Below are 14,782 nucleotides of genomic sequence, written 5' to 3' on the forward strand. Positions count from 1 at the left end.
AGCTCCTCTCATGTGGATTGAGATTGCGATTGTTCTCGTGCTGACGCTGCTCAATGGCCTGCTGGCCATGTCCGAGCTGGCCATCGTTTCGGCCCGTCCGGCACGGCTGAAGGTGATGGCCGAGCGCGGCGACCGCGGTGCCGCGACGGCGCTGGCGCTGGCCGAGGACCCGGGACGCTTCCTGTCCTCGGTCCAGATCGGCATCACCCTGGTCGGCGTGCTGTCGGGCGCCTTTTCCGGCGCCACGCTGGGCGCGCGCCTGGCGGCGGCGCTGCCGGGCTGGGGGGTGCCGGCCTCGGTCGCGCAGCCCCTGGGCATGGGCGGCGTGGTGGTGGCGATCACCTATCTGTCGCTGATCCTGGGCGAACTGGTGCCCAAGCAGATCGCCCTGCGCGCGCCCGAACAGATGGCGGCCCGCGTCGCGCCGCTGATGCGCGCCATTTCCAAGGTGGCGGCGCCGCTGGTCTGGCTCTTGGACCGCTCGGGCAAGCTGGTGCTGGCCGCGCTGGGCCAGTCGGGCGGCGACCGCCAGGGCATCAGCGACGAAGAGATCCGGCTGATGATTTCCGAGGCCGAGACGGCGGGCGTCATCCACCGCGCCGAGACCGAGATGATCGCCGGCGTGATGCGCATCGCCGACCGCTCGGCCCGCGGACTGATGACGCCGCGCCGCGACATCCCGGTGGTCGATGTCGCCGACAGCTGGCAAGAGATGGCGCGCAAGTTCCACGACAGCCGCCGCACCCGGCTGCCGGTCAGCGACGGCGACCCGAACAACCTGATCGGCGTTGTCGCCAGCCTGGACCTGATGTCGCAAAGCCGCGCCCAGGCCATCGACCTGCGCGAGGTCATGCATCCGGCCCCGATCATCCCCGAGACCATGGACGCGCCCGAAGTCATCGCCCGGCTGCGCGCCGCGCCCGGCCAGATGCTGCTGGTCTATGACGAATACGGCCATTTCGAGGGCGTGGTGACGCCGATGGACGTGCTGGAAGCCATCACCGGCGAATATGCCGGCTTCGACGACGACGAGCCGAAGCTGGTCGAGCGCGAGGACGGCAGCTTGCTGGTCGCCGGCTGGATGCCGGTGGACGAATTCGCCGACCGCCTGGGCGTGCCCCTGCCCGAGGACCACGACTATTCCACCGCCGCCGGGCTGGTGCTGGAACTGGCCGGGCAGCTGCCGCAGGCCGGGGACCGCGTGGACTGGCAGGGCTGGCGCATCGAGGTCGTGGATCTGGACGGCCGTCGCATCGACAAGCTGCTGGTGGACCGGATGCCAGTCTGACCGGCTGGCGATGGCACCGCCGGATTCGCCGGATCGCACTGCGGTTCGGCGAATCCTCGCAGCAGCGGCTTTTCGGGCGATGTGGGAAGAATGCGGGACTCGTGCCTCCCGACGCGATTTTCGGCAATTCTCCAGGTGCTTCTGTTTTACTCTAGGCCGCGGCTTGAAGTGGTTCCAGCACTCGTTGGGATCGAAGATATCGCAGACTTGGCCGATGGCTATCGGTTAAGGATCCTGCGCCGATCCTGCGCAGGAGGACGTTGAGCTTGGCGGCCGCCATCTCGATCGGGTTCGGATCTGGCGAATATGGCGGCAGATAGAACCGGCAGCGATGGGCACGCAGAGCCTGGGCAGCCCGCTTGTTGCTGTGGATGGCTAGGTTGTCGAGGATCACCACGGTTCCCGGCGCGATCTCTGGGATCAGGACCTCGCGCGTATAGCGAAGGCGGGCTCGTCCATCGCTCTGTTTGGGTGCCACGGGAACAATCAGCGCGTCGGGATTGAGGCCGGCGATCGGAGGCTGCCTCCCCAGCCGTCGAAAGACGCATCCATGACCAGGCGTGTCCCGCGCAGGGACCGGCCTCGCAGGCGGGTGATCTTGACCGGTTTCGTCTACAAAACCACACGGTCCGGCCGTTCCGCGATGGCGGTCCGGCGATGCGCGAACCAATCGATCCGCCGCTGTCTTACCCTCGCACCGCGGCGCTAGGCCGGCCACCTGAGATTTTTCTCATAGGTGAATCCAAGACGTGACAGCAGGCCGGCAAGGAACGAGTGACGGACAAGAACACCTTCCGCCGCGGCCAGCGCTTTGCTGAGTTCAGACAGCGCGCCATCGGGGATCCTGTGCGAGCAGTTCCTCGAAGAAGGCCCGGTGCGGGGCAGGTTTGCCATGCCCCTTGGGACGGTCCTGGGGCAACGGTTCGGCGTGCCCCTCGTCCTGATCGCCTGGGCCTGACGTACTCCTGTCGCTGGCGCGAACGTCAGGCGTGGCGCCGCCGCTCGGTCCCTTCTTGATGTATCGCCGAAACCGAACCCGAAGTGCCGATGGCAATGGTGCTGATTTGACTCATCCGTCCACAAAGAAGGGAATCACGATCAGCACCACAAGTTAACCCCAAGCGCTTCAGGGCGCCGAAATGCTTTAAGCGGGGATTGTGGTGACAGCAAAAATTGATAGCCTGCGCTTATGAATTTCACCCTGCGCCAGATGACCTATTTCCTTGCCGTCGCCCGGATGGGCAACTTTGGCCGCGCGGCCGAGACGGTGCATGTCTCGCAGCCCGGCCTGTCCAGCCAGATCGCCCAGCTCGAGGACCGGCTGGGCGGCGCGCTGTTCGAGCGCGGGGCGGGGGCGGGACCGGTGCGCCTGACCGCCCTGGGCGAGCGGCTGCTGCCGGTGGCGCAGGAGCTGATCGACACCGCCAAGCGGCTGGACGCGCTGGCACGGGCCGGGCGCGAGGTGCTGTCGGGGCGGCTGCGGCTGGCGATCATCCCGACCGTCGCGCCCTATCTGATCCCGCATCTGGTGCCGGCGCTGCGTGCCGCGCATCCGGCGCTGGAACTGGAGCTGCACGAGGTCGTCACCGACGCGCTGACCGCCGGCGTCGCCAGCCACCGCTTCGACGCCGGCATCATGGCGCTGCCGGTGGGCGAGCCCGGGATCGAGGCCGTGCCGGTGCTGCGCGACGGCTTCCTGATCGCCCTGTCCGAGGACGATACCACCTATCTGTCCGGCCCGGCGCGGCCCGAAAGCATCCAGGCCGAGCGGTTGCTGCTGCTGGCCGACGGGCATTGCCTGCGCGACCAGGCGCTGGAGGTCTGCGGGCTGCGCAACCCGCGCCGCAAGCTGAACCTCGAGGCGGCCTCGATGGCGACGCTGATGCGGATGGTGGCCAGCGGCATGGGCATGACGCTGATTCCGCAACTGGCGCTGGCGGATGAGAACCGCGACGGGCGGCTGCGGATCGTGCCCTTTGCCGATCCGGCGCCCTCGCGCGATCTGGCGGTGGTCTGGCGCCGCAATGCCGAGGCCGGGGCCGACGCCCGCGCCCTGGCCGAGGTGGTGCGCGGCCTTGCGCCGGTGCTGGGCGTGACGGCGATCCCGGCGGCGGGCGCGGCTTGACCGGCGGCGGGTCGCACCGGCTGCAATGGAAAACGCCGGCCAGGGCGGCCGGCGGTTCGCGGTCTAGTCGATCCTGACCGGCAGGGTCAGGGTGATGCTCTTGCCCGAGGGATGCGCGGGCAGGCGCGGCATCCGCGCGACCTGGCGGTTCAGCGCCGCGTCGTTTGCCGCATTGCCGGTCGAACTGGCGAGCCTGGCGCCCGCCACCCGGCCGCCGGGATCCACGGTGAAGTTCAGGTTCACCACGATCGCGCCTTGCCCCTTGATCCGGGTGCGCTTCATGTGCCGCGCCACGGCCGCGTTCACCTTGGACTGCCAGCTGGCGACCTGGCGCGGGCTGGCGACGCCGGCATCGGCGGTCGGCGCGGCGGTGCGGTCGGACCTCTGCGCGCGGACCTGGGTGGTGGCCTTGCGCGCCGGCTGTTCCTCGGGCGCCCGCTCCTTCTTCTCTTTCTTCTTCGGCTCGGGCTGCTTCTCGACGATCTTCTTCGGCTCGGGCTCCGGCTCGGGGCGCTCTTTCGGACGCTCGGATTTCTGCAGCACCACCGCGTCGGGCGGCGGCTCGAACAGCGAGTTCATGTCGGGAACCGGCTCCAGCTCGGGCAGGGGCTCGGGCAGGGCGACCTCGGGCTCGGGCTCCGGCTCGGCCTCGGCCATTTCCGGGGTCTCTTCCTCTTCCGGCGGGGTCGCGGCCTCGGGGATCGGGGCAAGGTCGACGAAGACCGGGTCGGGCAAGCCGGGGGGCGTCGCGGCCTTGGCGGTGTGCAGCACCCACAGCGCCCCGCCCAGATGCGCGATCAGCACCACGGCGGCCGCCCCGCCCCAAAGCGCGACATCCCGCAGCGCCGAGGACGATCTTCCGCTCATGGCTGCGCCGCTCCTTGCGCCGGGGCCGCGACGGACGCGCCGGCGGAGGCGGGCTCTGCGGCCGCCGGCGCGGCTTCGAGCCCGACCAGCGCGATCTTGAGGTATCCGGTCTCGCGCAGCGTGTTCATTACCCCCATCAGGTCGCCGTAGGAGACCTCGCGGTCGGCGCGCAGGAAGATGCGCTGCTCGCGGTTGTTCTCGGTGGCCTGGGACAGTGCCGCGGCCAGCCCGCCGGCCGGCACGTCCTCATTGCCGATGGCCAGCGTCAGGTCGGGCTTGACGGTGATATAGACCGGCTGGTCGGGGCGCTGGGCCGGGGTCGCGTTCGACACCGGCAGGTCGACGTTGACATCGACCGTGGCCAGCGGCGCCGCGACCATGAAGATGATCAGCAGCACCAGCATCACGTCGATGAAGGGGGTGACGTTGATCTCGTGGCTTTCGACCAGATCGTCGCCTTGGGTCTCGCGGATGCCGCCGGCCATGGCTCAGACCTCCGCGCGGGGCGTCGCGCCGCGGAAGTCGAGGTCGCGGCTGACCAGGCGCTTGATCCCGGCGGCGGCATTGGCGAGCCGCAGGCGATAGCCGGTGATGGCGCGGGCGAAGACGTTGTAGATCACCACCGCCGGAATCGCGGCCACCAGGCCCAGGGCGGTGGCCAGCAGCGCCTCGGCGATGCCCGGGGCCACCACGGCGAGGTTGGTGGTCTGCGCCTGCGAAATGCCGATGAAGCTGTTCATGATGCCCCAGACGGTGCCGAACAGCCCGACGAAGGGCGCGGTCGAGCCGATGGTGGCCAGCACGCCGGTGCCCCGGCTCATGCGGCGGCCGGCGACGGCCTCGATGCGGTCCAGGTGCGAATCGACGCGCTCCTTGACGCCGGTGTCGCCCGCCTGGTCCAGCGCCGGCGCCGAGCGGTCGTATTCGCTGGCGGCGGCGCGGATCATGCGCGAGACCGGGTCGCGGCGGTTGCCGGCGGCGTCCAGCGCCGAGGGCAGGCCGCGCGCGCCCTCGATCCGGCGGATGCCGGATTGCGCGCGCTTCATGGCACCCGCCAGTTCCAGCATCTTGGCGACCAGCACGGTCCAGGTGATGATCGAGGCGAAGGCCAGGCCGATCATCACCCCTTTCACCACCCAGTCGGCGGCCAGGAACATGCCCCAGGGCGACAGGTCGTGCGGCAGGCTGGGATCGCGCGGCGACGGATTCAGCACCGGATCCAGCGCGTCCTGCAACGCCTGCGGCAGGATGCTGTTGCTTTCCGGCGCAGGGACTTCGGCCGCGGCGGCCGGTGCCGGCGTGCCCTCAGGCGCGGCGGTGTCGGCGGCGGCCGGGGACTGGGCGGCGGCAGGGGCCGCGTCGCCCGTGGCGGTTTCGGGGGCCGGCGCCGGCACTGTGTCCGGCGTCGCAGCGGGTGTCGGTGCGGATGCGGCCGGTGCGGTTTCCGTCGGCGCGGGGGTCCCGACCGGGGCGGGGGTCGTGACCGGGGCGGGCGCGGCCTGCTGTGGCGCGGCTTCGGGCGCCGGTTGCGGCTGGGCGGTCTGCGCCTCGGGCGCGGCCGGGACGGGCTGGGTGCCCGCGGCATTGTCCTGGGCGGAAATCGGCGTGGCCAGCATCAGGCAGGCGAGCGCGAGAGCGGTCCCCGCGCGGGGGCGCGGCAGCGTCAGGTTGGTCATGGCGATCCTTGGTCTTTCCGGCATTCGATCGTGCGCTTCTTGCTTGGGCCGGGCACATGCGAGGACGTGCCGCCTTGACGCCCGTGGCCGCGACTTGGGGTTCGTATCGAACAGCAAGGTAAAATTGTCAACTATTAGCCGGAGCAAAGCGTTAATCTTTGTCGTTCCAGTAGGCTGCAAGATGGGCCCGGCCGCGGTCGTGGCCGAATCGCCCGAAAAGCAGCGCCCGCAGCGCCTCGATTCCCGACCGGGCGCAGGCCATCCACAGCTGGCTGTCCGCGGCCGGAGGCGCTTTTGCCAGCCGGTCGCACAGCGCCGGCGCGCCTTGCGGCAGGTGGTGCAGCGCAAATCCCGGGGGGCGGGGCAGCGGATAATCGGCGTGGTCGCCCAGCAGGAAGACCTCGCCTCCGGCCTGGCCGGCACGCGATTCCAGGATGCGGGCCAAGGCGGGATAGGCGGTCTCGTCGCCCGCCAGCACCAGATGCCCAGGTGCCGGGATGCCGCCGCCGCCGGGGCCGAGCAGGCCGAGCCGCGTCCCGGGCACGGCCCTGCGCGCCCAGCCGACGGCGCGCCCGCCCGGGTGGTCGAAGATGTCGAGGTCGAGCCAGCCCCGGCCGGCATCGATGGCGCGCACGGTATAGACCGGGCGGTGCAGGGCCTTGTCGCCCCGAGGCCAGAGGATCTGGCCGTTCGCGCCGGTTCGCGGCCATTCCGGCGCCGGATCGTCCGGCGCGGGCAGCACCAGCCGGAAATGGATCGAATCGCTGCCGGACAGGCGATGCAGGTCCGGCGCCGCCAGCCGCAGGCGCAGGAAATCCGCGCAGAGCCGATGGGCCGAGACCACCTCGGCGAAGCTGAAATTCGCCGGCGGGCGGCCGGCCTCGGCGGCTCCGGGCCAGCGCAGCGCGGCGGCGGCCGAGGGCAGGTGGCGCGCCAGGGGTTCGGCGATCGCCTGCTGCATCGCCGCCAGCGCCTCGATGCGATGGGCGCGGGCAAAGACCAGCACGCCGTCGCCGCGCTTCCTGGCGCCGAATTCGCCCTGCTCGACCGCGCACCAGATCGAGCGGCCGTGGCCGCTGTGCAGGTCCAGCCCGTGTTCCGCGGCCTCGGCGCGGATCAGCCGCTCGACGGCGGCGAAATCCTGGCCGGGCAGCAGCGCCTCGGATTGGAACTCGGGCAGGGGGGTGATGCGCATGGCGATGTCCGTTCGCGGTTTCGGCGGCAGGGTCGGGCCGGCGCGGCGGTAGCGCAAGCCGCGAACTCAGGCCAGCCGGGCGAGTTCCGTAGCTGCGGCATCAAGGGCGCCGGTGCCGTGCGGGATGGCGAGGGCGGTTAGGCCGGCCTCGATCATCGCCAGCACGCCCAGAAGCTGGTGGGCATTGGCGTGGCCCATATGGGCGATGCGCAGCGCGCTTTCCGGATCGGGCGCGCCCAGGCCGATGCCCAGCGTCACCCCGGCCTTGGCGGCGGTCTAGGCCCGCAACTCCGCCGCGCGCGGCAGCATCGCCGCGGTCACCGAGCGGGCGCGTCCCGCCCGTTCGGCGACCAGTGGGCCGATGTTGTGGCCGCCCGCGCCCCAGCGGTCCAGCGCCGCCCAGGTGGCCCGCGCCAGCCCCTCGTGCCGGGCCCAGGCGGCGGGCAGGGTTTCCTCGTCCAGGAGCATCCGCAGGGCCTCGTTCATGCCGAAGATGTGCTGCACCGGCGGCGTGCCGCCCCAGAACTGCCACAGTTGTTCGGCCCGGGCGCGTGGGGTCCAGTCCCAGTAGGGCGTCGCCAGGTCGGTGCGTTGCCGCGTGGCCAGCCGCTTGGAGAACCACAGGAAGGCCAGTCCCGGCGGCACCATCAGCCCCTTCTGGCTGGCCGAGACCAGCAGGTCGACGCCCCATTCGTCCATCCGCATCGGCTCGCAGCCCAGCGAGGCGATGGCGTCGACGGCCAGGAAGGCCGGGTGCCCACCCATTGCGGCGCGGAGCGCGGGGATGTCGGCGCGGGCGGAACTGGCGGCATCGACCTGGCAGACCAGCACCGCCCTGATCGCGCCGTTGCGGTCCAGGGCCAGCCGGTCGGCCAGGCGCTGCGGATCGGGCGGCGCCAGGCCGAAGTCCAGCGTCTCGACCGCGACTCCGACCGCGCGGGCGTTCTCGGCCCAGGCCTGGCCGAAATGGCCCGAGACCAGCACCAGCGCCCGGTCGCCGCGGTGGAACAGGTTGGCGGTCGCGGCCTCCCATCCGGCATGGCCGTTGCCGATATAGGGCGCGATCTGGCCCGACGTTCCCGCCAGCCGCTTCAGCGCCGCGATCATGGCGCGATTCTCGGCCGCAAGCTCTTCGCCGTAGATGTCGGGCGACGGGCGATGCATGGCCCGCAGCACCCGGTCCGGCACCGGCGAGGGTCCGGGAATGGCAAGAACGGCGCGGCCCGGGGCAAAGCTCATGGGGAAGCCTTTCTGCTGACGCGCCATCGGTAGGACGGCCCCGGGACAAGGTCAACGGGAGCGCAGGTGGCGATGTGGGCCGGGGTATTTGAAAAACGGAAAGACGCTGGCGCCCGTGCTGGGAGGCGGCGGCTTGCCCCGGCGCGCCTTGGGCCTTATCCCTTGGCGCTGACCGAGGACCCGGGGACGCGATGGCGGACAGACTTCACAAGACGGCCCATCTGTTCGCCCGGATGTGGCGCGACTATCTGCACCGCTATTGGGCGCGCATCCTGCTGGCGCTGTTCTTCCTGATCCTCGAAGGCTCGACCCTGGGCCTGCTCAGCTGGATGCTGAAGCCGCTGTTCGACCGCGTATTCGTCGGCGGCGACACCGGGGCGATCTGGTGGGTCGGCGGTTCGATCTTCGCGCTGTTCCTGGTCCGGGCAGCGACCTTCGTCATCAACCGCAGTCTGATGACCTCGGTGTCGCTGTCGGTCTCGACCCGGATGCAGACGGACCTGCTGTCGCATATCATGACGCTGGACGGCGGCTTCTTCCAGAAGAACCCGCCCGGTGCGGTGATCGAGCGGGTGCAGGGCGACACGCAGGCGGTGCAGGGCGTCTGGACCACCTTCATCTCGGGTGCCGGGCGGGACATGGTGTCGCTGGTGTCGCTGTTCGGCGTCGCGGTGGCGGTGGACCCGTGGTGGACGCTGACCGCGCTGGTGGGGGCGCCGATCCTGATCGTGCCGACGGTTCTGGTCCAGCGCTATATCCGCCGCAAGGTGCGGCAGAACCGCGTCAATGCCAGCCAGCGCGCCACCCGGCTGGACGAGGTGCTGCACGGCATCAACGCCGTCAAGCTGAACCGGATGGAGGCCTATCAGGCCGGCCGATTCGACCAGATCGTGAACCGCATCCGCCGGGCCGAGATCAAGATGTCGGGCATCGGCGCCACCGTGCCGGCGCTGGTGGATGTCGTCACCGGCATCGGCTTCGTCGGCGTGCTGGCGCTGGGCGGGGCCGAGGTCACCCGCGGCGAGCGCACGGTCGGCGACTTCATGTCCTTCTTCACCGCGCTGGCGCTGGCCTTTCAGCCGCTGCGCCGGCTGAGCGGGCTGACCGGAACCTGGCAGGCGGCCGCGGCCTCGCTGGAGCGGATCTACGAGGTGATGGACCTGCGGCCCTCGATCGTGTCGGGACCGCGCCACGAGCCGCCGCCGGACACCACCATCCGGCTGGAGGACGTGCAGATGGCCTATGACGGCCATCCGGTGCTGAGGGGGCTGAGCTTCACCGCCGAGGCCGGCCGGACCACGGCGCTGGTCGGAGCCTCGGGCGCCGGCAAGTCCACGGTCTTCAACCTGCTGACGCGGATGGTCGACCCGGCCTCGGGGGTGATCACGCTGGGCGGCGTGCCGCTGCGCGACTTCGACCTGGACGTGCTGCGCGACCAGTTTTCCACCGTCAGCCAGGAGGCGGCGCTGTTCGACGAGACCCTGCGCGAGAACATCCTGCTGGGCCGCGACCAGGACGACGAGGCGCTGCGCCGCGCCATCGTCGCCGCCCATGTCGCCGATTTCACCGATGCGCTGCCCCTGGGGCTGGACACGCCGGCCGGGCCGCGCGGCTCGGCCCTGTCCGGGGGGCAGCGCCAGCGCGTGGCCATCGCCCGCGCGATCCTGCGCGATGCGCCGATCCTGCTTCTGGACGAGGCGACCAGCGCCTTGGACGCGCAAAGCGAGCGGCTGGTGCAGCAGGCGCTGGACGAGCTTTCGGTCGGCCGCACCACGCTGGTCATCGCGCATCGGCTGTCCACCGTGCGCCAGGCCGACAAGATCGTGGTGATGGACCACGGCCGGGTTGTCGAAGAGGGCGACCATGACCAGCTTATGGCCCGGGGCGGCGCCTATGCCGCCCTGGTCAGGCTGCAATTCGGAGAGACGTGATGCGGCGGATTCTGGCGGTCTCGGGACCGGATCGGGTCGAGTTCCTGCAGGGGCTGGTGACGAACAGGGTCGGTGCGGCCCCGGCCTGGGCGGCGCTGCTGACGCCGCAGGGCAAGTATCTGGCCGATTTCCTGGTCGTGCCCGAGGCCGAGCGGCTGCTGCTCGACGTGGACGCGCGGCTGGCGGACGACTTGGCGCGGCGGCTGTCGATGTATAAATTGCGCTCGAAGGTGGCGGTCGAGCCGACCGAACTGGCCGTGGCGCGCGGCACCTCGCCCATGCCCGAGGGCGCGATCGCCGACCCGCGCCACGAGGCGCTGGGCTGGCGGCTTTACGGGGCCGAGGGCGACGACGGCAGCGACTGGGACGCGATCCGGGTCGCGCATTGCATTCCGGAAACGCTGGTCGAGCTGATCCCGAACGAGACCTTCATCCTGGAAGCCGGCTTCGAGCGCCTGCACGGCGTCGATTTCCGCAAGGGCTGCTATGTCGGGCAAGAGGTCACCGCGCGGATGAAGCACAAGACCGAATTGCGCAAGGGCCTGGTGACGGTCGGCATAGAGGGCTCGGCGCCGGTCGGCACGCCGATCCTGATGCCGGACGGGCGCGAAGCCGGGGTGCTTTGCACCCAGTCCGGCGGGCGGGCCATCGCCCATATGCGCTTCGACCGCATGGGAGACGGGCTGACGGCGGGGGATGCCCGCATCATCCCGTGACCGCCCCGGCCGGGGAGCGCGTCCGCCGCATCGTGCATGTGGACATGGACGCCTTCTATGCCTCGGTCGAGCAGCGCGACAACCCGGACCTGCGCGGGCGCCCGGTCGCCGTGGGCGGCATCCAGCGCGGCGTGGTGGCGGCGGCCAGCTATGAGTCGCGGCGCTTTGGCGTGCGCTCGGCCATGCCCTCGATGCGGGCGATGCGGCTTTGCCCGGACCTGATCTTCGTGAAGCCGCGGTTCGACGTCTATCGCGTCGTCAGCCAGCAGGTGCGCGCGATCTTTGCCGAATACACCCCGCTGGTCGAGCCGCTGTCGCTGGACGAGGCCTATCTGGACCTGACCGACCACCTGGGCGGCCGCACCGCCACCCGCATCGCGCAAGAGATCCGGGCGCGGATCAGGGCGGCGACCGGGCTGACCGCCTCGGCCGGGGTCAGCTACAACAAGTTCCTGGCCAAGCTGGCTTCGGACCAGCGCAAGCCCGACGGGCTGTTCGTGATCCCGCCCGAGGCGGGTGCGGGCTTCGTGCAGAGCCTGCCCATCGGCCGCTTCCACGGCATCGGCCCGGCCACGGCGGCGCGGATGCAGTCCCATGGCATCGCCACCGGCGCCGACCTGGCCCGGCAGAGCCTGGAATTCTTGACCGCGCGCTTCGGCAAGTCCGGGAGCTATTACTGGAACATCGCGCGCGGCATCGACCATCGCGAGGTCAGGCCTGATCGCATCCGCAAGAGCATCGGCGCGGAAAACACCTATTTCCACGACCTGCGCGACCTGCCCGACGCCCATGCGGCGCTGGAGGAGCTGGCCGGCAAGGTCTGGCGCCATGCCTCGGGCGCGGGCCGCGCCGGGCGGACGGTGACGCTGAAGGTGAAATACGGCGATTTCCGCCAGATCACTCGAGCGCGGTCCTTGCCGCGGCCGGTGGAAAGCCGGGACGAGATGCTGGGCATCGCCTGCGACCTGCTGGCCCCGGTCTTTGCCGATCCGCATGGGGTGCGGCTGCTGGGCATCACGCTGTCGGGGCTGGAAGAGGGCGGGGCGGAGGACGCCCCGCGCCAGCTGGGCCTGTTCGATCAGGCGTAGAGGTTGATGACGCCGACCTTTTCATGGATGCCGTTCACGGTCTGCTTGTCGAGGCCCAGGCCCTGCGCCAGCGCGTGCAGGTATTCGGCCTCTTTGCGGTTGTCGAACTCGATCGCCATCAGCGACATCAGATAGACCTGCGGGCCGGCGCCCTCGGGAACCTCGGCGGCAAGGGCGGCGGCATCGACGGGGGCCGCCATCTGTTCGCGGATGAAGGCGCGCTCGTCGTCGTCCAGCTCGCCGAACTGGTCCATCAGCTTGGCCTTCTCGGCCTCGTCGATCTGGCCGTCGGATTTCGCCGCCTGGATCATCGCCTTCAGCATCAGCCCGGCCAGGGCGTTCTGTTCGGGCGTGGGCGCGGTCTGAGGCTCGTCCCCGGTGGTCAGCGCCTCGTTGAAAAGATCGCCGAAGCTGGAATCGTTCTGCGCCTGGGCATCCTTGTGCGCCAGCCCGCCGCCGGCCGGAGCGCCCGCCTGCGCCGCCCCGCGCTGGCCCAGCAGATCGCCCAGGACGCCGCCCAGCCCCCCGGCCGCCGCGCCGCCCAGCACGCCGCCCGAACTGCTGCCCGAACTGCCGCGCCCGCCGGTCAGCTGGTCGAGGATGCCGCCGAGGCCGCCCGAGGTGCCGGCCTGCCGCGGCGAATTCGGCCCGCCATAGGCGCTGCCCGAGCCGGCGCCGCCGCGCCCGCCCAGCACCTGCCCCAGCATGTCTCCCAGGCCCCCCGAGCCAGACGAGCGGCTGCCGCCCTGTCCGGTATTGCTGCCCAGCAGGTCGTCGAGCAGCCCGCCCGAGCTTGGCCTGCCGCTTTGCTGCGACCGGCTCTGGGCGTTCTTCATCATGGTGCCGATGCCCTTGGCCAGCATGACGCCGGCCGCGACGCGGGCGAGGGATTTCATCAGGCTCATCGTGATCCTCCGGAAGCGTGGCGGGAGCCCCATCACCGGGCACCCTCTTGTCCGAAACTGCAACGCGGCCGCCCGGTTTCGGTTCCGCCAGGCTACGGCGGCAAGATGGGCGCCCCGGAAGGCCTGGCTGCCCTTGATTTTTCCCCGGCACGATTATAAGTCGCGGCGGATGTTTCACGACGGGGCTGTCGCGCGGGTGGCCCCCCGATAGGAGGCCATGATGGCAAAGGCAAAGTTTGAACGGACGAAACCGCACGTCAACATCGGGACGATCGGGCACGTTGACCACGGCAAGACGACGCTGACGGCTGCGATCACGAAATACTTCGGGGAATTCAAGGCCTACGACCAGATCGACGGCGCGCCCGAAGAACGTGCCCGCGGGATCACGATCTCGACCGCGCATGTGGAATACGAATCGGAGAACCGGCACTACGCGCACGTCGACTGCCCCGGCCACGCCGACTACGTGAAGAACATGATCACCGGCGCGGCGCAGATGGACGGCGCCATCCTGGTGGTGAACGCCGCCGACGGCCCGATGCCGCAGACGCGCGAGCACATCCTGCTGGGCCGCCAGGTCGGCATCCCCTACATGGTCGTCTACCTGAACAAGGTCGACCAGGTGGACGATCCGGAACTGCTGGAACTGGTCGAGATGGAAGTGCGCGAGCTGCTGTCGTCCTACGACTACCCCGGCGACGACATTCCGATCATCAAGGGCTCGGCCCTGGCCGCGCTGGAAGGCCGCGACAAGGAGATCGGCGAGGATTCGATCCGCGCGCTGATCGCCGCCGTGGACGAATACATCCCGACGCCCGAGCGCGCCGTGGACCAGCCGTTCCTGATGCCGATCGAGGACGTGTTCTCGATCTCGGGCCGCGGCACCGTGGTGACCGGCCGCGTCGAGCGCGGTGCGGTGAACGTGGGCGACGAGCTTGAGATCGTGGGCATCCGCGACACCCGCAAGACCACCTGCACCGGCGTCGAGATGTTCCGCAAGCTCCTGGACCGCGGGGAAGCCGGCGACAACATCGGCGCGCTGCTGCGCGGCATCGACCGCGACGGCGTCGAGCGCGGCCAGGTGCTGTGCAAGCCGGGTTCGGTGAAGCCGCACACGCAGTTCGAGGCCGAGGCCTATATCCTGACCAAGGAAGAGGGCGGCCGCCACACGCCGTTCTTCGCGAACTACCGGCCGCAGTTCTACTTCCGCACGACGGACGTGACCGGGACGGTGAAGCTTCCGGAAGGCACCGAGATGGTGATGCCGGGCGACAACCTGAAGTTCGAGGTCGAGCTGATCGCGCCGATCGCGATGGAAGAGAAGCTGCGCTTCGCGATCCGCGAAGGCGGCCGCACGGTCGGCGCCGGCGTGGTGTCGAAGATCATCAAGTGACGATGCGGGGCGGGGCTGTGGTCCCGCCCGGTCGAGACAGCGCCGGGTGATCCCGGTCCGAGAGATCGGCGGGATATCGCGGCGGACAGGCCCGCTCCGGAAAAGGGGCGGGCTTTTTGATGTGGGCGGGCGGGGGCTTGGTCGCGGCGGCGCTGGGCGGTGGTGGCACCGCTGCGGCCGGGGCGCTGCCCCGGACCCCGGGATATTTCGACACAAAAGAATTCGGGGTGAGGGGGCTGGGGTGCTGATGGATAAGGCCGTCTGGGGCGCAGTATTGGGGGCAGCGGTAGATCGCGAAGAGCGAGAGGCGAGGGGGCCGGTGGAGCGGATTGACGCCGAAGCGGCATCGGTATGCT

General features: G+C 70.3%; 12 protein-coding genes and 1 pseudogene. 6 read left to right on the forward strand and 7 right to left on the reverse strand.

Annotation, left to right across the window (positions count from 1 at the left end):
• The first annotated feature begins 10 nt into the window (after positions 1–10).
• Complete coding sequence (locus JCM7685_RS02880) at positions 11–1,288, forward strand: hemolysin family protein (protein WP_074966832.1); 1,278 nt, start codon at positions 11–13, stop codon at positions 1,286–1,288.
• Between the two features lie 151 nt (positions 1,289–1,439).
• Here JCM7685_RS02880 and JCM7685_RS20670 read toward each other — a convergent pair whose 3' ends face one another.
• The gene (locus JCM7685_RS20670; RefSeq protein WP_074966831.1) at positions 1,440–2,006 is read right to left on the reverse strand and encodes a transposase; all 567 of its coding nucleotides are present in this window, start codon (positions 2,004–2,006) and stop codon (positions 1,440–1,442) included.
• Positions 2,007–2,477: 471 nt separating this feature from the next.
• Between JCM7685_RS20670 and JCM7685_RS02890 the strand changes: the two genes are divergently transcribed.
• Complete coding sequence (locus tag JCM7685_RS02890; RefSeq protein WP_074966830.1) at positions 2,478–3,413, forward strand: hydrogen peroxide-inducible genes activator; 936 nt, start codon at positions 2,478–2,480, stop codon at positions 3,411–3,413.
• A gap of 63 nt (positions 3,414–3,476) precedes the next feature.
• Here the strand turns inward: JCM7685_RS02890 and JCM7685_RS02895 are convergent, their stop codons facing one another.
• The 5 genes and pseudogenes from JCM7685_RS02895 to JCM7685_RS02915 all read right to left on the reverse strand — a co-directional run bounded on the left by JCM7685_RS02895 (position 3,477) and on the right by JCM7685_RS02915 (position 8,390).
• The gene (locus JCM7685_RS02895) at positions 3,477–4,280 is read right to left on the reverse strand and encodes an energy transducer TonB family protein (protein WP_074966829.1); all 804 of its coding nucleotides are present in this window, start codon (positions 4,278–4,280) and stop codon (positions 3,477–3,479) included.
• Positions 4,277–4,765: a TonB system transport protein ExbD gene (exbD, locus tag JCM7685_RS02900; protein ID WP_074966828.1), complete on the reverse strand. Its 489-nt coding sequence runs from the start codon at positions 4,763–4,765 to the stop codon at positions 4,277–4,279. The genes JCM7685_RS02895 and exbD overlap by 4 nt, the downstream gene beginning before the upstream one ends.
• Before the next feature lie 3 nt (positions 4,766–4,768).
• Complete coding sequence (gene exbB / locus JCM7685_RS20515; protein ID WP_074966827.1) at positions 4,769–5,956, reverse strand: tonB-system energizer ExbB; 1,188 nt, start codon at positions 5,954–5,956, stop codon at positions 4,769–4,771.
• Positions 5,957–6,107: 151 nt separating this feature from the next.
• Positions 6,108–7,151: a siderophore-interacting protein gene (locus JCM7685_RS02910; protein WP_074966920.1), complete on the reverse strand. Its 1,044-nt coding sequence runs from the start codon at positions 7,149–7,151 to the stop codon at positions 6,108–6,110.
• A gap of 66 nt (positions 7,152–7,217) precedes the next feature.
• A pseudogene (locus tag JCM7685_RS02915) lies at positions 7,218–8,390 on the reverse strand (pyridoxal-phosphate-dependent aminotransferase family protein).
• A gap of 191 nt (positions 8,391–8,581) precedes the next feature.
• Between JCM7685_RS02915 and JCM7685_RS02920 the strand changes: the two are divergent.
• Genes JCM7685_RS02920 through dinB form a run of 3 tightly spaced genes read left to right on the forward strand, consistent with a single transcriptional unit; the run spans position 8,582 to position 12,125 of the window.
• Positions 8,582–10,321, forward strand: coding sequence for an ABC transporter ATP-binding protein (locus JCM7685_RS02920; RefSeq protein WP_074966826.1), 1,740 nt, complete (start codon positions 8,582–8,584; stop codon positions 10,319–10,321).
• Positions 10,321–11,037: a CAF17-like 4Fe-4S cluster assembly/insertion protein YgfZ gene (gene ygfZ / locus JCM7685_RS02925; RefSeq protein WP_074966825.1), complete on the forward strand. Its 717-nt coding sequence runs from the start codon at positions 10,321–10,323 to the stop codon at positions 11,035–11,037. The genes JCM7685_RS02920 and ygfZ overlap by 1 nt, the downstream gene beginning before the upstream one ends.
• Positions 11,034–12,125, forward strand: a complete 1,092-nt coding sequence (dinB, locus tag JCM7685_RS02930) for a DNA polymerase IV (RefSeq protein ID WP_074966824.1) — start codon at positions 11,034–11,036, stop codon at positions 12,123–12,125. The genes ygfZ and dinB overlap by 4 nt, the downstream gene beginning before the upstream one ends.
• Here dinB and JCM7685_RS02935 read toward each other — a convergent pair.
• A complete protein-coding gene (locus JCM7685_RS02935) occupies positions 12,116–13,030 on the reverse strand; it encodes a DUF533 domain-containing protein (RefSeq protein ID WP_074966823.1) in 915 nt (304 codons plus the stop codon). The genes dinB and JCM7685_RS02935 overlap by 10 nt on opposite strands.
• 220 nt (positions 13,031–13,250) lie before the next feature.
• On the opposite strand from JCM7685_RS02935, the gene tuf reads away from it, so the two are divergent.
• A complete protein-coding gene (tuf, locus tag JCM7685_RS02940; protein ID WP_074966919.1) occupies positions 13,251–14,426 on the forward strand; it encodes an elongation factor Tu in 1,176 nt (391 codons plus the stop codon).
• Positions 14,427–14,782: the final 356 nt, after the last annotated feature.

The organism is Paracoccus aminovorans (assembly GCF_900005615.1).
Taxonomy (GTDB): Bacteria; Pseudomonadota; Alphaproteobacteria; order Rhodobacterales; family Rhodobacteraceae; genus Paracoccus; species Paracoccus aminovorans.